General features: G+C 47.3%; 16 protein-coding genes. 6 read left to right on the forward strand and 10 right to left on the reverse strand.

From position 1 onward, the window contains the following. Positions 1-5: 5 nt before the first annotated feature. Together OM978_RS11510 and OM978_RS11515 are read right to left on the reverse strand one after the other, a co-directional pair. Positions 6-1,097: a 2-dehydropantoate 2-reductase gene (locus OM978_RS11510; RefSeq protein ID WP_264342347.1), complete on the reverse strand. Its 1,092-nt coding sequence runs from the start codon at positions 1,095-1,097 to the stop codon at positions 6-8. After that, positions 1,081-2,430: a class II 3-deoxy-7-phosphoheptulonate synthase gene (locus tag OM978_RS11515; RefSeq protein ID WP_264342349.1), complete on the reverse strand. Its 1,350-nt coding sequence runs from the start codon at positions 2,428-2,430 to the stop codon at positions 1,081-1,083. The genes OM978_RS11510 and OM978_RS11515 overlap by 17 nt, the downstream gene beginning before the upstream one ends. Positions 2,431-2,664: 234 nt before the next feature. On the opposite strand from OM978_RS11515, the gene OM978_RS11520 reads away from it, so the two are divergent. The 3 genes from OM978_RS11520 to OM978_RS11530 are packed head-to-tail and all read left to right on the forward strand — an operon-like array spanning position 2,665 to position 6,403. Next, positions 2,665-3,579 carry an AAA family ATPase gene (locus tag OM978_RS11520; RefSeq protein WP_264342351.1) on the forward strand — a complete coding sequence of 305 codons (915 nt, stop codon included), beginning with the start codon at positions 2,665-2,667 and terminating at the stop codon, positions 3,577-3,579. Continuing rightward, positions 3,576-4,511, forward strand: a complete 936-nt coding sequence (locus OM978_RS11525; RefSeq protein WP_264342353.1) for a DUF58 domain-containing protein — start codon at positions 3,576-3,578, stop codon at positions 4,509-4,511. Before OM978_RS11520 ends, OM978_RS11525 begins: the two co-directional genes overlap by 4 nt. After that, the gene (locus tag OM978_RS11530) at positions 4,505-6,403 is read left to right on the forward strand and encodes a DUF3488 and transglutaminase-like domain-containing protein (RefSeq protein ID WP_264342355.1); all 1,899 of its coding nucleotides are present in this window, start codon (positions 4,505-4,507) and stop codon (positions 6,401-6,403) included. Before OM978_RS11525 ends, OM978_RS11530 begins: the two co-directional genes overlap by 7 nt. On the opposite strand, the gene OM978_RS11535 is transcribed toward OM978_RS11530, so the two are convergent. Then, a complete protein-coding gene (locus OM978_RS11535; RefSeq protein WP_053423535.1) occupies positions 6,400-6,633 on the reverse strand; it encodes a TIGR02647 family protein in 234 nt (77 codons plus the stop codon). The genes OM978_RS11530 and OM978_RS11535 overlap by 4 nt on opposite strands. A gap of 188 nt (positions 6,634-6,821) precedes the next feature. On the opposite strand from OM978_RS11535, the gene OM978_RS11540 reads away from it, so the two are divergent. Continuing rightward, on the forward strand, positions 6,822-7,775 hold the full coding sequence (locus OM978_RS11540; RefSeq protein WP_264342359.1) for a GGDEF domain-containing protein: 954 nt from the start codon (positions 6,822-6,824) through the stop codon (positions 7,773-7,775). A 78-nt stretch (positions 7,776-7,853) separates the two neighbouring features. Here OM978_RS11540 and htpX read toward each other — a convergent pair whose 3' ends face one another. From htpX to bioB, 5 genes are all read right to left on the reverse strand, one after another. Next, positions 7,854-8,720, reverse strand: a complete 867-nt coding sequence (gene htpX, locus OM978_RS11545; protein ID WP_264342361.1) for a protease HtpX — start codon at positions 8,718-8,720, stop codon at positions 7,854-7,856. A gap of 119 nt (positions 8,721-8,839) precedes the next feature. Next, the gene (gene bioD / locus OM978_RS11550) at positions 8,840-9,511 is read right to left on the reverse strand and encodes a dethiobiotin synthase (RefSeq protein WP_264342363.1); all 672 of its coding nucleotides are present in this window, start codon (positions 9,509-9,511) and stop codon (positions 8,840-8,842) included. A 15-nt stretch (positions 9,512-9,526) separates the two neighbouring features. Then, entirely contained in the window at positions 9,527-10,309 is a 783-nt protein-coding gene (locus OM978_RS11555) for a methyltransferase domain-containing protein (RefSeq protein WP_264342365.1), read from the reverse strand. Continuing rightward, a complete protein-coding gene (locus OM978_RS11560) occupies positions 10,306-11,457 on the reverse strand; it encodes an aminotransferase class I/II-fold pyridoxal phosphate-dependent enzyme (protein WP_264342367.1) in 1,152 nt (383 codons plus the stop codon). Before OM978_RS11560 ends, OM978_RS11555 begins: the two co-directional genes overlap by 4 nt. Positions 11,458-11,465: 8 nt before the next feature. Next, positions 11,466-12,512, reverse strand: a complete 1,047-nt coding sequence (gene bioB, locus OM978_RS11565; protein WP_264342369.1) for a biotin synthase BioB — start codon at positions 12,510-12,512, stop codon at positions 11,466-11,468. Positions 12,513-12,631: 119 nt separating this feature from the next. On the opposite strand from bioB, the gene bioA reads away from it, so the two are divergent. Continuing rightward, positions 12,632-13,939, forward strand: a complete 1,308-nt coding sequence (gene bioA, locus OM978_RS11570; RefSeq protein ID WP_264342371.1) for an adenosylmethionine--8-amino-7-oxononanoate transaminase — start codon at positions 12,632-12,634, stop codon at positions 13,937-13,939. 22 nt (positions 13,940-13,961) lie between these two features. Here the strand turns inward: bioA and OM978_RS11575 are convergent, their stop codons facing one another. Beyond that, positions 13,962-14,336, reverse strand: coding sequence for a hypothetical protein (locus tag OM978_RS11575; protein WP_264342373.1), 375 nt, complete (start codon positions 14,334-14,336; stop codon positions 13,962-13,964). Positions 14,337-14,437: 101 nt separating this feature from the next. Here OM978_RS11575 and asnS point away from each other — a divergent pair, with 101 nt between their 5' ends. Next, positions 14,438-15,838 carry an asparagine--tRNA ligase gene (gene asnS / locus OM978_RS11580; RefSeq protein ID WP_264342375.1) on the forward strand — a complete coding sequence of 467 codons (1,401 nt, stop codon included), beginning with the start codon at positions 14,438-14,440 and terminating at the stop codon, positions 15,836-15,838. 72 nt (positions 15,839-15,910) lie between these two features. Here the strand turns inward: asnS and OM978_RS11585 are convergent, their stop codons facing one another. After that, complete coding sequence (locus OM978_RS11585; protein WP_264342377.1) at positions 15,911-16,528, reverse strand: TetR/AcrR family transcriptional regulator; 618 nt, start codon at positions 16,526-16,528, stop codon at positions 15,911-15,913. Positions 16,529-16,610 lie beyond the last annotated feature (82 nt).

Below are 16,610 nucleotides of genomic sequence, written 5' to 3' on the forward strand. Positions count from 1 at the left end.
AGGGATCAAGGCCTTTGACTGCCACTGGCCTCTTGCAGCAGTTGTTTGACATGCAAGGGGCAAAGCCGGATAGGTTCGCCCTGCTCTTTACGTTTAACCAGTTGCACCAGTAGTCTGTTGACCGGCGCATCCAGCTTTAACTGCTCTGCCAAAGTGACCACAGCACCGTTTAAAAACGCGATTTCAGTCGCTTTACCGGCCTGAATGTCATCCCACATCGACGAACGCGCATCGGGTGATACCGCCAGCATTTTTTTTGCCAGTCGTTTGAATAACCAGTTGGGAGTTTGCAGTAAAAGTGGGATGTAGCTGTTGGGAATAGAGGTATAAGAATAGGTCTCTATATTCAGGCGCCGACATAAATCCAGCAGCTCCTTCATCGCAGCGGCGAGCAATAATCGGTAAGGACGCTGCAGCAACTGCTGCTGTAACGGCAAGTCAGAGAGTGCGTTAATGGCATTATTGAGATTCAGCATCAATTTACCAAATTCAGCCGCTTTAACATTCTCCAGTTGTTTTGACTTGATACCCTGGTGTTGCAGCTGTTCCAGCACAGCCCCAATTCGTGGATCATCACTCTGCTGCCAGATCATTTGTGCACCTGTGGTGCGGGCATAAAACCCCGGGCTTATTTTCACCACATTAAAAGGCACTATGGCTCTGAGCACGGGCTGAGACAAAAACTGTTGATATAAAGGTGCTATAGCGACACCATTTTGCATCGCCACCACCAGACAGTCAGCAGACAGATACTGTGTCAGCTGAGGGAGCAAGGTCTGCAGATCCAAAGCTTTTACCGTCACCAGCACCAGCTGTGCGGTGCGAAGGGCTTCAAATTCTGTGTAAACGGCAGGTGATGTCAACCGATGGCAGGCGCCCTCTAAATCCTGTGCCGTTAAGCCATAAGCTGCGGATTCAAGCGCCATTCGTTCGCGCCCGATAAAGATCACTTCAAATTCAGAGGATTGAGCAAGCATGGTGCCGAGGTAACAACCTATAGCGCCGGCTCCTACTATGGCGACACGTAAAGACGCTGAACTTTTGCCTGAATGATCAGACAAGAGTTCAGCGACTGGTTTTTTATTTGCGGACCGCACGAAGGGTATCTGCGATCAGGAATGCCAGTTCCAGCACCTGATCTGAATTTAAGCGGGGGTCACACTGAGTGGTGTAACGCTTGCTTAAATCGTTTTCAGACAAACCATAAGCACCACCTGTACATTCAGTGACGTTATCACCTGTCATTTCCAGATGGATACCACCGGCATGAGTACCTTCAGCCTGATGCACCGCAAAGAAATAACGGATTTCACGCAAAATCGCTTCAAAGTCACGGGTTTTGTAGTCGTTGCTGGCTTTGACTGTGTTGCCATGCATAGGGTCTGAACTCCAGACCACTTTGCGACCTTCACGCTCAACACGACGTACTAAAGCAGGTAACTTTTCGGCTAATTTATCCGCGCCCATCCGGGTGATCAACGTCAGGCGGCCTGGAGTATTGTCCGGATTCAACGCGTCGATAAGGCGCAATAAATCCACTTCATCCATACCAGGGCCCACTTTCACACCCACAGGGTTTTTGATGCCACGGAAAAACTCAAGATGTGCATGATCCAACTGACGTGTGCGTTCGCCTATCCAGACCATATGGGCTGAACAGTCATACCAGTCACCTGTTAACGAATCACGACGGGTTAAAGCTTCTTCGTAATTCAGTAACAGCGCTTCATGCGAGGTATACAAAGAGGTTTCACGGATAGACGGTGAGTTTTCAGCCGTAATACCGCAAATCTCCATAAACCGCAGCGCTTCCTGAATACGCTGAGCCACATCCTGATAGCGGCCTTTCAGTGGATTGGCGTCAACAAAACCCAGATTCCAGCGGCTGACCTGATGCAGGTCTGCTAATCCACCTTGTGCAAAAGCACGTAACAAATTTAAGGTAGCAGCTGAATGATGGTAAGCCGTCATTAAACGGTTTGGATCCGGCTTGCGGGCCTCTGCTGTGAATTCAAAGCTGTTGACTATATCACCACGGTAGCTTGGATGAGATACACCAGCTATGGTTTCTAAATCGCTGGAGCGAGGCTTGGCGTATTGGCCAGCCATACGTGCTACTTTGACTACAGGACAACCACCAGCAAAGGTGAGTACCACGGCCATTTGCAGCAATACTTTAAAAGTGTCACGAATTTTTGGTGCATTAAAGTCACTAAAGCTCTCCGCACAATCTCCGCCTTGCAGTAAAAATGCTTTGCCTTCAGCCACTTGTCCAAGCTGACTAAAGAGATCACGAGTCTCTTGCGCAAACACCAAAGGCGGATATCTGTGCAATTGCTGCTCAACAGTGCTGAGTAAAGCCTGATCATCGTAATGAGGTTGTTGTTGGATTGGAAAAGCTCGCCAACTTTGAGGCGTCCAGGTCGTCACTTTAAGTAGTCCTATAGTTTTGAATTGATAGTTAAGGTCACTAGGTTATTTATCCGCAGACAAAGTAAATTTATTGGCGGCTAAATTCAATGCTTAAATGAGTATATTGCGCTGAAATCTGCAAATAGTACGAAATTTATCGGCAAAAACACCCAGATGTCTAAACATCTGAAAATATCAAGCCTTTTTTAGCCAGGTTTCAAGGCTGAAAACGGCATTTAATGCGGAGCTTTTATGGCGGAAATTCAGGCTTTACAGCAGTTAGAACAAAAGCTGAATCAGGTGATTTTAGGTAAACCTCAAGCTGTGCGACTAGCCTTGTGTTGTTTGCTGTCTGAAGGCCATTTACTGATTGAAGATTTGCCAGGCTTGGGTAAAACCACCCTCGCCCATGCGTTGGCGCTCAGCCTTGGTGTTCATTACAAAAGAGTGCAATTTACTAACGATATGTTGCCTGCGGATTTGCTGGGGCAGTCGGTGTTTTTAAGAGATACCCAGGAGTTCCAATTCAGAAATGGCCCGATTTTCAGTCAAATTTTATTAGCCGATGAAATCAACAGAGCCAGTCCTCGCACTCAAAGTGCGTTATTAGAAGCGATGGAAGAAAAACAGGTGTCTATCGATGGCTTGTCTTATGCGCTGCCTAAACCCTTTTTTGTTATTGCGACCCAAAACCCATTGTTTCATGCCGGCACCAATGCCTTGCCTGAATCTCAGCTCGATAGATTTCTGATGCGTCTTGCGCTTGGCTTTCCTGATCTGCAGACCGAAAAACTTATTTTGCAGCAGGATCATGGTCAATCCAGGCTCGAAGGACTAACTCCTTGTTTAGATGAATTGCAGCTGATGACACTGCAGCAGCAGGTCGTGCAGGTCAAAGTCAGTGACGCCCTGCTGGATTATCTGCTGGCATTGGTCACACAAAGCCGTCAGCAGCAGGATTGCCTTCCCCTGTCACCACGCGCAGCAAAGGCTTTGCTTCGAGCTACCAAAGCTTTTGCATTATTATCTGGCCGCCATTTTGCCACCGCAGAGGATGTACAACAGGTGTTTCCGTCTGTGGCTGAGCACAGGCTCAATCCAGGCAGCTCCAGAGACAATAAAAGTCTGAGTCTGCAGTTACTACGTCAGGTACCTTGCCCTTTATGACGCTAGCGATGACAATACGGCAAAAGCTGATAAACACCTTCAGACAGCGATTTTACCGCTGGCTGGATAAACGCCAGCCAGCAGCAAAAGAAGTACAACTGAAACAGCATCTGCTTTTTGTCTTTCCTACGGCCTATGGTGGTTGGTTTGTATTGCTTATCGCTTTATTGTATTTATTTGGCACTAACTATCAAAACAACCTGATTTTGCTCTGCGCCTACCTGCTGTTGTCTTTGTTCTGTTTTTGTATTCTCGCCGCTTTTTTTAATCTGCATCAGTTGAAGATCAGCGCAGACACCGAACCCTTTGGTTATGCCGGATCCTCTTTACAACTGACAGTGCAGCTACATCAGCATCAGTATAAAAAAATGCTTTATTTATCAGGCGAAGATTTTACACCGCTATTTTTTGAGACGGTGCCAAAAGAACTACAGCTCGAGCTTTATCCACAACGACGAGGCTTTTATCAGCTTCAGCGTTTTACATTGCGCTCCTATTACCCCTTTGGACTGATCCGCTGCTGGACCCATATTCAGCTGCAACAGCCCTATTGGGTTTATCCTGAACCTGCAGCACTGAAGCAGGCTGTATCGACAATGGTGCCGCAGCACCCCGATCATCCGGACCAGTTGGCTCCTTATCAGGCTGGCTCACCAGCAACAGCTATCGACTGGAAACGACTGGCGAAAAATCCATGGCAACCTGTGATCCGGCAGTATTCCCCTGCTGCTGCCCCTCATCAGCCCAGGCACCTGGTTGTCGATGCTGCAGGGCTGGCTTTGGAGCAACAATTATCCGAATTTTGTGGCCTGCTGCTGCAGTTTGAACAACAAGGCCAAAGTTATAGCCTGAGCGCTCCCGGTATTGAAATTGCCGCAAGCCATGGCCAGGCTCATTTGCACCGCTGTTTACAGGCGCTGGCTTTATGCTGAATCCACTCTTTGTGCATATCGCCTTATTGGTGCAACTGCTGTTACTGGCGCTGTTACAGGATGGCTTAAGCTGGTGGTCCAGCCTGGTGCTGCTTTGTATCCTGCTGTTTAAATACGCCAGTGTGCGGGCAAAAAAAACAGTACGAATGATGACTGTTAATGCGCTGGCGGTGCTTTTGTGCCTGTTGCTGCTCTCTCAATTATGGCAACAGGATATGCAGGACTCTATGCTGCAATTGCTGTTTTTCTCTGCAGCGCTGCGGCTATTTTCTATCGCATCGGATCTGCGTCATGCCAAAAAACTGGTGTGGGTGCAGTATTTTCTGATCAGCACCGGCTTTATGCTCAATCAGAGCCTTTGGTTTGCTGGCGCTGTGTTTCTGCTGTTTTTTTGCAATTTATATCTGCATTACCTGTTGTTTGCGCCGGTGCAACGCCGTCAATTTCAATGGTCTGAATTTCGCCTTCTATTATGGGTGATGCCTTTGTGTATCGCACTTTTTGTGCTTTTTCCAAGGCTACCGCCTTTGTGGCAGACCGATCGTCAACATCAGGCGCAAACGGGTTTAGCCGATGAGTTGTCTTTAGGGGGCCTGGAGCGACTGGTGCAAGACAACAGTCTGGCATTCCGAGTCGAATTTAACGGAGAAAAACCACCTCAGCAGGAGTTGTACTGGCGAGCCAAAGTGTTTGAGCGCTTTAATGGGCAGGACTGGTTACCCGCTTTGTTGTCTGCGTCACAACCTCTGTCACCACAACAAGCCGGCTATCACTATAAACTAGTGGTTGAACCTCACTTTCAGCGCAGCTTATTTAGCTTGGGTCAGGTGAATCAGCTTCAGGGTCAGGTCAGACCCATAGCGGCTGGTTTGATTGAAAGCTACCAGCAAATCAGCCGCCGTTTTTCTTATGGGCTGAGCTCAGACGGTGAAGCCGTAGCGCAGCAAAATAACGAAGAAGCCATTCGAAATCTGATACTGCGCCACAGCAACCCACAAACCAGTGCTTTAGCATTACAGTTCAAACAGCAGCATCCGACAGCATCTGCTTATGCAAAGGCGTTGTACCAGTATTTTCAGAATAATCAGTTCAGTTATAGCCTGCGCCCGCCGGTGCTGAATAAACAGGCTCAAATTGACCAGTTTTTGTTTGAACACAAAGTCGGCTTTTGTGGCCACTATGCCTCTTCTGCCGCCTACCTGTTTCGTGCTGCAGGTATTCCGGCAAGAGTAGTGGGCGGTTATCAGGGCGGCAGCTGGCAAGGTACAGGAGATTATTTACAGGTTCTGCAAAAAGATGCCCATGCCTGGGTGGAATATCTGGATCAAGGTCGCTGGCAGCGTTTTGATGCAACAGCCATAGTGGCTCCACTTCGCTTAACTCAGGGCTTATCTGATGCATTGTCTTTGTCAGAGCGACAATTTTTAGATCAGTTTTTCCAACAGGGCATGCTGGGAGACTGGCTGCAACAACTGGAGTGGCTGGATTATTATTGGTCTGTCTGGGTATTGAGCTTTGATCAAAACGAACAACGTTTTATCTGGCAGAGCTTAAAATCTTTGCCCTGGGTATGGATTGGGGCTGCTTTGCTTTCATCCTTACTTCTGGCATTGGCTGTCTATCTGCTGTTGCAATACAACGCAGAAAATAAAAATCAGGCGTTGCGACGTTTGATGCTCAAGCTACTTAAACCCTATGGCGAAAAAATCGTTCACCAAACGATGGAGGCCTATTTGCAGAACTTAATGTTGTCTCACCCGCCTCAACGTAAGACGCTGCATCAACTGCTGCTGGCGTATCAACGTTTTGAATTTGCAGAGCAACACGAGCAGTTGCAACAGTGTCGCAAACTGCTCCGTCAGTTATCTAAAAATAAGCTCAAGGGTGATTAAGAACTCAGTATACGTAATGCACTCTGTAAGTGTTCAGCACAATTACGCCCCAGATCTGTCAGATAACCACCATCCGCCTGCGTGAGTAAGCCCTTTTTATATAAGCGCTCAATCGCTTCTTTCGCACCCGGATCGGCTGATTTATGCGCTTTAATCCCCTCCAGCGACGTATCCAGATTAAATAAAGTCAAAATACGAATTTCATCATTCAGTTGTGAATTTACCGGCATCTCGTCTTTTCCTTTGTCATTGTTTTGCTTGAAACTAGACCCTATTTGACAAATTTTCCAGAAAAAGTGCCTGTCAACTCTATATTCCGTGAAGCATCATTAAAAACTGCTTCTATTTAGCCTGGGCAGCTGTATTTTTAAGCAGATATTTCCTATAGTCAGGCAAATTATGGAGAGCTTTACAAATCGTGGCTAAAGGACATTCACAAGCAAATATAGCTTTTGGCTGGACGGACTTATTTCAGTCCCTGTCCGATCCTGTCGCTTTGCTGCAAATTCAAGCCACAAACACTGCTCCGTACTTGCTTCAAAGTAATACTGCTTTTCAGTATTTATTTGGATTAAACCAAACAAAACGCCCGCTGATACACAAAGAGGTGCTGAACCACTTGCCCGCTGATTTTACCGGCCTGCTTAACGGGTTAAATCAGAACTCTACCGCACCCATCTGGTGTTTGTTGGCAGACGATGGCAGTTGCAGGCATTTTAAATTGCAATGCGCTCGGAGCGACTTAGCTCCTGACACCTGGTTACTACTGATGCAGGATATCAGTGAGCAGGAAAATGCCTTAATGCTGCTTAAACAACAAAACGAGGAGTTGCAGCAACGTCTGACGGATATTGAACAGCTGAAAAACCGGATCCGCGAGCAATCTATCCGCGACCCACTCACCAATTTATACAACCGCCGCTTTTTGAATGAATTTATGGAACGTGAACTGGCTTTGGCAAGACGGAATCAAAAACCTTTGGCTGTGGTGATGCTGGATCTCGACCACTTCAAACAGCTCAATGATCAGTTTGGTCATCAGACCGGTGACAAAGTGATTGAAATGGTGGCCAAGCATCTGCTTCGGCAAAGCCGCAGAACAGATATTTTATTCCGCTATGGTGGTGAAGAGTTTCTGGTGATTCTGCCTAACACAAGTGCGACACAAGCCAGGCATCTGGCCGAGAACTGGCGGGTGCATGTAGAGCAAGCTCAGGTTTTTGCTAAACATCAGGCGGTCAACATTACCTTATCTGCTGGTGTTGCGGTGTACCCAGAACATGGCACCACGGCTTTCAATTTAATTCAGGCCGCAGATGAAGCCTTGTATCAGGCTAAGGCTGCAGGCCGTAATCAGGTGATTATGTGTTAACTCTTGTTGCATCCAGCTCTCACTAAAACAAAAAGGAACCGAAGTTCCTTTTTGTTTTTTTGCCTTTAATAATTTTGCTTAAAAACCACCACGCAAAGCAGCAATACGTTTTTCCAACGGAGGGTGACTTAAAAACAGCTCAGAAGTCGCTGGCTTGCTGGCAATACCAAAAGCCATCATTGAACCTTCCAGCTGGCTTTCATGGTTATTGCGCAGACGCTCCAATGCAGCGATCATCTTATTGGCACCCACTAATTTTGCGGCACCGGCATCGGCACTGAATTCACGCTTACGGGAGAACCACATCACTATGATACTCGCCAGTACACCGAAAGCCATTTCCAGCACAAAAACTGTGATCATATAGGCGAAACCATTGCCACCCCCGCCTTCTTCGTTCCGGTTACCACTGATAGCACCAGCAATTAAACGGGCAAAGAAAATAACGAAGGTGTTCACCACGCCCTGGATCAGAGTAAGAGTCACCATATCGCCATTCGCCACGTGTGACACTTCATGCGCTAATACGGCTTCGACTTCTTCTTCACGCATATTACGCATTAAGCCTGTGCTGACCGCCACCAATGCATTGTTACGGCTGGCACCTGTGGCAAAGGCGTTCATTTCAGGAGAGTCGTAAATAGCCACTTCAGGCATACCAATACCGGCCTGCTGAGCCTGACGGCGCACTGTATCAAACAACCATTGTTCTGTAGCGTTACGTGGCTGAGTGATCACCACTGCGCCCGTAGAGCGTTTGGCCATCCATTTCGACATAAACAATGAAATGAAAGAACCGCCAAAACCAAATACTGCTGCAAACACCAACAAGCCGCCTATGCTACGGCTATCAATGCCCAGCACTTTAAAGACGATGCTAAGTACAATACTTAACACCAACATCACCGCCAGGTTTGTGGCAAGGAACAGTATAATTCGCTTCATAGATACCTCGTTTATTAAGCTACTGCTTGTACTATATGGCTTAGAAGCCGTTTTTCAATGAAAGTGCGACAAGCAATTGTAAATAAAGATGAATGGAGCTGTCGGTGCGATGTGTCACATCAGCTCTGCAGCTGTTTGATCAAGGCTGCGGCAAGAGAGGTATTGATCTGTGGTTCAGAGTGATAAGGCAAAACACCAAGGCAAGGTGCTGTCAGCCTGTGTTGCAAATAGCTGATATTTTCTTGCTGATACGCCATATCCGGATCTATACAATTAGCCACCCAGCCCAGCAGTTTCAAGCCAGAGCGTTCAATTTCCCGTACCGTGAGCAACGCATGATTTAGACAACCCAGCTTCATACCTACTACGAGCAAGACTGGCAATTGCTGCTCTATCACCCAATCTGCCATAGTTGTTTTATCATCCAAGGGTAATAACCAACCACCAGCTCCTTCCACTAATGCTATATCGGCATTGCTGTTTTTAAGTTGCCGCAGATGTGTGGTCAGAACCGCAGGCTCGATACAAAGTCCGGCTTTTGCAGCAGCTAAATGCGGCGCCACCGCATCGGTCAGACAATAGGGATTCACCAGCTCGTAACTCAGTTGCTCTGTTGCATGCTGCTGTAATTGCAAAGCGTCGGTATTAAAGCCCGCGTCATTGACTCCGGCAGCCACTGGTTTTTGTGCGACTGTGCAATACCCCAGAGCTTTTAAACCTTGCAGTAGCGCTACAGCCACATAGGTTTTACCTGCATCAGTATCTGTGCCCGTAATAAAAATCGTCTGCATGAGTTTACTCTTCTGTTATGACTCAGAGCTTTGCTTAGTCAGGGTCAGATACAGCACCTGATAACTGGCGCTGATTTGACCATCAATGCAACGGGATGGATAAGCCTGCTGCACTTTTTGCCAGCTCTGTTTGCCGGTTAAGGCTTTATTGCGGCCTTGGGTCACCGTATTGGCACCTAAATCTTTTAGTTCCCGCGCCAAAGCCAGCACATCCGGATAGTCAAGCTGCACCAGCTCAGTCTGTAGCTGCAAGCAAAGATCTGGATACTGCTGTTGTAACTGCTGATAAAAACCCAGTGGCAAAAACTGATTGATATGCTGATGAGTATCCACCTGTGACCATGCCTGTTTAAATTCCTGCAAGGTGCCATCCAATAAGGTACTCAGAACTGCTGAGCCACCTGGCTTTAACACACGGTCGATTTCCTGCAGCACAAGCCCCGGTTGTTCGCACCATTGCAGCATCAGGCTGGAAAATACCCTGTCTATGCTTTCACTCGCTACAGGCAAAGACTGAGCATCGGCCTGAAATACCAAAGTAGCCTGTTGTGCTGCCATGGTTTTTTGCAGCATGTCATGGCTTAAATCCAGCGCTATAAGTTCAGAGCAGTGCTGTTTTAGCTTTGGATGAAACCAACCTGGGCCAGAACCTAAATCCAATAACAATCCAGCTGTTGGTGTTAATAAACTCAAGGCTCTAGAAGCAACTAAACGTTGCAGCCGTGCCGCCTGTTCGTAACTTTCACGGGCACGACCAAAATGGCGGGCAATGTCGTCCGTCAATGCCAAAGCATTCATACCAATTGCTCCAGCTTTTGTACTAAAAAGTGAATATCGTCACTCTGATGTAACGCAGATAAAGTAATGCGTAACCTGGCGCTGCCTTGTGGCACTGTAGGTGGCCGTATGGCACTTAACCAAATGCCTTGTTTTTTCAATGAGGCACTTATCAGCATGGCTTTGTCTGAATCGCCAACAATCAACGGTTGTATGGCGGTGTTGGATGGCAATAATGTGAAGCCAGCACCAGCAGCCAGAGTTTTAAACAGCTGAATATTGTCATTCAGTTTATCTCTGCGCCACGGCTGGCTACGGCTTAATTCAACGGAAGTCTTCATTGCCCAGCACAGCGCAGGAGATAACGCAGTGCTGTAAATATAATGCCGTGCAAACTGGCGTAAATAATCAATCACTGTGGCTGAACCTGCTAAAAACGCGCCCTGACCTGCTAAGGCTTTACCAAAGTTCGCCATCAGGCAGAGCATATCCCCAGGTTGAAGCCCCTGCGCATCCCAGCTGCCTTTGCCTTCTTTACCAAGCACTCCCAGTCCATGGGCATCGTCCAGCAGCAAATCCGCTTTATTTGTTTTACAAAGCGCAGATACGCCGGTTAAATCCGGACTATCGCCGTCCATGCTAAATACGCCTTCAGTCACCACCAAAGCTGATGAGTAACGTTGTAATAGCGTTTCAAGCGCGGCTAAGTCCTGATGCGGGAATCGTTTGTAAGGAGCATCACTATTGAGCGCAGCGTCAATCAAAGAGGCATGACAGAGTTTATCTAACAGCAGGTGATCAGTTTTATCAGCTAAATGCTGCAGCATCACCTGATTGGCAGCAAAACCAGAGGAAAACAACAATACATCGTCCACACCCAGCCAGTCGCAAAGTGCATCAGACAAAGCGCGGTGCGCATAATGAAAGCCGGTCACCAAAGGTGACCCTGAACTGCCAACGCCAAAACGTTCAGCACCTTCTGCCAGAGCTTTGATCAGCTGTGGTTCAGTGGCCAGACCCAGATAGTCATTACCGGAGAAATTAAGATAAGCGCCCTGCTTATTTTGCAGCAAACGGCCCTGATACGAATCAATAGCCGGATGCTGCCGATACAAACCAGCTGCTTTGCGCTCTGAAATCTGCTGCGCAAAGCGCTGTAACCTGTCCATAACCAGACTTAAACCGCGCTATGGAACAATGAAGGTGTATTTTGCTCTTTAATGGCATCGGCTAAAGCCGCTTCATAGGCTTCGTCTGATACATCGTGGCGCTGCTCTGGATTGATACCGAGCTTGGCGAACAACAGCATATCAGCATCTGCTTCAGGGTTTTCTGTGGTCAGTAACTTATCGCCATAAAATATCGAGTTAGCGCCTGATAGAAAACACAGCGCCTGCATTTGCTCGTTCATGCGGGAACGGCCTGCGGATAAACGCACATGGCTTTGTGGCATCATGATTCGGGCGACAGCTATCGTGCGGATAAATTCGAAGCCATCGAAGTCTTCGACGTTTTCCATCGGTGTGCCCTGCACTTTCACCAGCATATTAATAGGCACACTTTGTGGATGCTCTGGCAAATTCGCCAACTGCATTAAAAGTGCAGAACGATCGTTAGCCGATTCGCCCATACCCACTATGCCACCACAACATACTTTCATACCGGCATCACGTACGTGTTGCAAAGTGTCTAATCTGTCCTGATAAGTACGGGTAGTGATAATTTCACCGTAGAACTCTGGCGAGGTATCCAGATTATGGTTGTAATAATCTAAACCAGCTTGTTTTAACTCCTGCGCCTGATCTGCATCGAGCTTACCCAGCGTCATACAGGTTTCTAAGCCCATTTCTTTGACGCCTTTTACCATTTCCATCAGAAACGGCATATCACGCTGTTTTGGATTACTCCAGGCAGCGCCCATGCAAAAACGGCTGGCGCCTTTGTCTTTAGCGGCTTTGGCCTGAGTTAATACTTTTTCCACTTCCAGCAAACGCTCACGCTCAAGGCCGGTATTGTAATGACCGCTTTGCGGGCAATATTTACAATCTTCAGCACAAGCACCGGTTTTAATCGACAGTAAAGTGCTGATCTGCACTTCATTGGGTTTAAAAAACTGGCGGTGCACCGTTTGGGCCTGAAAGACTAAGTCATTAAAAGGTAAAGCAAACAAGGCATTTACTTCAGCCAGAGTCCAGTTGTGACGAAGTGGTAAAACTGCAGACATAAAATTCCCCGAAGACAAGCCACAGACAAATTGTGGTCTTTTAAATTTTCCGTTAGTCTATCGGCCCTTAGCGCCATGTCAACGCCAACCAGTTCACAAAGTTTACCACAGGTCATTTTATGAGCATCAATCTTGAGTTTGACCGCCAGCATATCTGGCATCCGTACACCTCTTTAAGTAAACCTTTGCCTGTCTATCCTGTGGTCAGCGCCCATGGCTGTGAGCTGATGCTGGAGGATGGCAGAACTTTGGTTGATGGCACGTCGTCCTGGTGGGCAGCTATCCATGGCTACAATCATCCGGAGTTAAACCAAGCTCTGGTGGCGCAAAGTCAGAAAATGAGCCATGTGATGTTTGGCGGTATCACCCATCAGCCTGCAGTAGATTTGGCGAAGTTATTACTGGAGATGGTGCCAGAGGGGTTAACCAAAGTCTTTTTTGCCGATAGCGGATCTATTTCAGTCGAAGTAGCAATAAAAATGGCGCTGCAATACTGGTTAGGTTTAAATCGTCCGGAAAAAAGCCGGTTACTGACCATTCAAAAAGGCTATCACGGCGATACCTTCGCCGCTATGTCGGTGTGCGATCCAATCGACGGCATGCATTCGATGTTTAAAAATCAGATCATTCCGCAGCTATTCGCCCCTGCACCACAAAGCCATTTTGACGGCGATTTTTTAGCAGAAGATGAGATGGCTTTGACGGCTTTATTTGAGCAACATCATCAGCAGTTGGCGGCTTTTATTCTCGAACCCATATTACAAGGGGCCGGAGGGATGCGCTTTTATCATCCGGATTACTTAAAACTGGCGCGTAAACTTTGTGATCAATACCAGGTGCTGTTGATTGCCGATGAAATAGCCACAGGTTTTGGTCGTACCGGGAAACTTTTTGCTTGTCAGCATGCAGGCATCAGCCCGGATATTATCTGTCTGGGTAAAGCCTTAACCGGCGGTTATCTGACTTTAGCGGCGACCTTGTGCAACGACAAAGTAGCGGACGGTATAGCTCAGGGCGCTGTGCCTGCGTTAATGCATGGCCCTACTTATATGGCGAATCCACTGGCCTGTGCCGTAGCGCTAAAAAGTTTGCAACTTGTGCAGCAAAACCAGTGGCCAGCACAAGTCGCCGCCATAGAGCAGCAGCTAAAGCTTGAGCTGGAGCCATGTCGTAACTCACCTTATGTGGCTGATGTGCGGGTATTGGGCGCTATTGGTGTGGTGGAAATGAAACAGAATGTCGATGTCGCCGGCATGCAAAAAGCTTTTGTTGAACTGGGTGTCTGGATCCGACCTTTTGGCAAACTGCTGTATCTAATGCCGCCTTATATTATTAATAAAACACAGCTGACTAAACTCACTTCTGCGCTGACATTACTTTGCCATCAATCCCAGCAGCACGGTATAGAAGCTCTACCCGGAGCCTGAAGCTTTTAATCAACCCAAGCATCTAATCAATAGTTGAAAAAATAAATAACACCACGGCGCTTAAAAACAGTAGAAAAAACAAGTTTAAGCGCCAGCTATCGTCACGACGTCTGTTGCGAAACTGATGCAGCACTAAAGTGGCGGCAGTAAACACCAGACACCAGCGTACTAACACTTCCAGTTTTACCACCAATGCTTTATCCCATTCCTGATCAATGGGAATCCCCCAGTACTGCACTAAACCACTGTTAAACTCAGGTTTGGCCAAATGCGCCAATGCCAGACCCATGATCAGCAGAAACCAGGCGCCCAAATTCAGCATGGCCAATAGTAACATCAGCCAATCTGCGCCTTTACGACGCTCTTTTGGCTTAAGATCGGGCTCTGAAGCGCTCATTTTAGAATTCCTCACAATTTTTACTTGTGTTCAGTCTTTGCCTCAGTATGATGTCTGCTTTTGGGTTTTTACAGTTTCTTAAGTAAGTTGGAGCAGGTTGCATGACGCATGCAGTAATCAAAGATGTGCTGTCTGGCCAGTATCAGGTTGGCGATACAGTCACAGTAAAAGGGTGGATCCGCACTAAGCGTGATTCCAAAGCCGGGATTTCATTTTTAGCCGTGCACGACGGCAGCTGCTTTGATGCAGTTCAGGCCGTTGCTCCGGCTGATTTGAATAATTACGAAAACGAAATTAAACGTCTGACTACAGCTTGCTCTGTCATTGTGACAGGCACTATTGCCAAGTCAGAAGGTCAGGGCCAGGCTTTTGAAATCCAGGCATCTTCTGTTGAAGTAGTTGGCTGGGTGGAAAATCCGGATACCTACCCTATGGCACCAAAACGTCACAGTATGGAATACCTGCGTGAACAGGCGCATTTACGTGCCCGCACTAACATGGTTGGTGCTATAACCCGCGTTCGTCACTGTTTAGCTCAGGCCATTCACCGTTTCTTCCACGAACGTGGTTTCTATTGGATCAGCACGCCTATCATTACAGGTGCTGATGCTGAAGGCGCTGGTGAGATGTTCCGTGTTAGTACGCTGGATATGGAAAACCTGCCACGTGACGACAAAGGCGCTATTGATTACAAACAGGACTTTTTCGGCAAAGAAACTTTCCTGACGGTATCAGGTCAGCTGAACGTTGAAACTTATGCCTGTGCTTTATCCAAGGTGTACACTTTCGGCCCAACTTTCCGTGCTGAAAACTCAAACACGACCCGTCATTTAGCCGAGTTCTGGATGATTGAACCAGAAGTTGCTTACGCCGAATTAAAAGACGTAGCGCAACTGGCTGAAGACATGCTGAAGTTTGTATTTAAAGCTGTTTTAGAAGAACGTGCAGATGATATGGCGTTTTTTGCTGAACGTGTGGACGAAAACGCGGTCAGCCGCCTGCAAAACATGATCGATTCCACCTTTGTTCGCATGGATTACACTGACGCGGTTGAGATCCTGAAAAACTGTGGTAAGAAGTTTGATTACCCTGTGGAATGGGGTGTGGATTTACAGTCTGAGCACGAACGTTACTTAGCTGAAGTGCACGTAGGTGCTCCTGTTATTCTGCAAAACTATCCAAAAGACATCAAAGCTTTCTACATGCGTATGAATGAAGACGGCAAAACTGTGGCTGCTATGGATATTCTGGCGCCTGGTATTGGTGAAATCATAGGTGGTAGTCAGCGTGAAGAGCGTTTAGAGCAGCTGGATGCCCGTATGGATCAGATGGGTCTGAATAAAGACGACTACAGCTGGTACCGTGACCTGCGCCGCTACGGCACAGTACCTCACGCCGGTTTTGGTTTAGGTTTTGAGCGTCTGGTGTCTTATGTGACAGGTGTGGGCAACGTACGCGACGTCATCGCCTTCCCTCGTACACCAGGTAACGCTGATTTCTAACCAGCTCTGCGAGTCAGAACTTAAAAAAGTAAAAAGGCCTCTTCTGAGGCCTTTTTTATTACACTGAATCGCTTATTTATTGCTGTAAAAATTGATAAACATCCGGATAGAACTTAATAAAACAACTTCATCTACTTTGGTTTCGGTGGTCATGTTAAATACTCTTGGCCAAAATGCAAAAGCTTTAAACATCCCCCAGAACTGGGTTACAGCCAGCTGGATATCGGGAATTGTTAAAACGCCATGCTGCTGTGCCTGCGCCAACCAAAGTTCAAGCCCCCCTTCCTGACTTGCCATCCTCTGCATGGCTGCCTGAGCTTTTTCAGAACTACGGATATACTCAGCCATCACCACCCGGGCCAGCTCTATAAAATCTTCTTGTTCATATACAGCCAGACATTGACGGCATATAGTCAATAATTGCAGCTCCGCTGACTTTGATGGATCAAAAGCGACGCTGGCAGCCGATTTGCTGCTGCGCCATAACTCAGTGGTCGCCAGTTCAAACAACTGCTCTTTGCTGACGAAGTGGTTGTATACAGTGCGTTTGGAGGCGCCAGCCAACTCCGCAATCCTGTCCATACTGGCACCAGCAAAACCAAACATACGAAATTCCTGAATGGCTGCACGCAACACATCCTGCTTTTTTTGCTCGGAACGAGTCAGCTTTGGTTCTGCTTCTGTTTTCACACTAGAGCTTCCTGAAAAAATTTCACGCATTATTACACTCACCAGTTTACTTTTGAAGCAAAATAAGTAAACTGCACAGTGT

It is taken from the genome of Rheinheimera sp. MM224 (assembly GCF_947090785.1).
In the GTDB taxonomy this organism is placed as follows: Bacteria; Pseudomonadota; Gammaproteobacteria; order Enterobacterales; family Alteromonadaceae; genus Pararheinheimera.

Bases quoted from the DNA above. Each gene is read 5' to 3' on its own strand.
- OM978_RS11520 (WP_264342351.1), top strand. From the start codon at position 2,665: ATGGCGGAAATTCAGGCTTTACAGCAGTTAGAACAAAAGCTGAATCAG.
- OM978_RS11525 (WP_264342353.1), top strand. From the start codon at position 3,576: ATGACGCTAGCGATGACAATACGGCAAAAGCTGATAAACACCTTCAGA.
- OM978_RS11530 (WP_264342355.1), top strand. From the start codon at position 4,505: ATGCTGAATCCACTCTTTGTGCATATCGCCTTATTGGTGCAACTGCTG.
- OM978_RS11535 (WP_053423535.1), bottom strand. From the start codon at position 6,633: ATGCCGGTAAATTCACAACTGAATGATGAAATTCGTATTTTGACTTTA.
- htpX (WP_264342361.1), bottom strand. From the start codon at position 8,720: ATGAAGCGAATTATACTGTTCCTTGCCACAAACCTGGCGGTGATGTTG.
- bioD (WP_264342363.1), bottom strand. From the start codon at position 9,511: ATGCAGACGATTTTTATTACGGGCACAGATACTGATGCAGGTAAAACC.
- OM978_RS11555 (WP_264342365.1), bottom strand. From the start codon at position 10,309: ATGAATGCTTTGGCATTGACGGACGACATTGCCCGCCATTTTGGTCGT.
- OM978_RS11560 (WP_264342367.1), bottom strand. From the start codon at position 11,457: ATGGACAGGTTACAGCGCTTTGCGCAGCAGATTTCAGAGCGCAAAGCA.
- bioB (WP_264342369.1), bottom strand. From the start codon at position 12,512: ATGTCTGCAGTTTTACCACTTCGTCACAACTGGACTCTGGCTGAAGTA.
- bioA (WP_264342371.1), top strand. From the start codon at position 12,632: ATGAGCATCAATCTTGAGTTTGACCGCCAGCATATCTGGCATCCGTAC.
- OM978_RS11575 (WP_264342373.1), bottom strand. From the start codon at position 14,336: ATGAGCGCTTCAGAGCCCGATCTTAAGCCAAAAGAGCGTCGTAAAGGC.
- asnS (WP_264342375.1), top strand. From the start codon at position 14,438: ATGACGCATGCAGTAATCAAAGATGTGCTGTCTGGCCAGTATCAGGTT.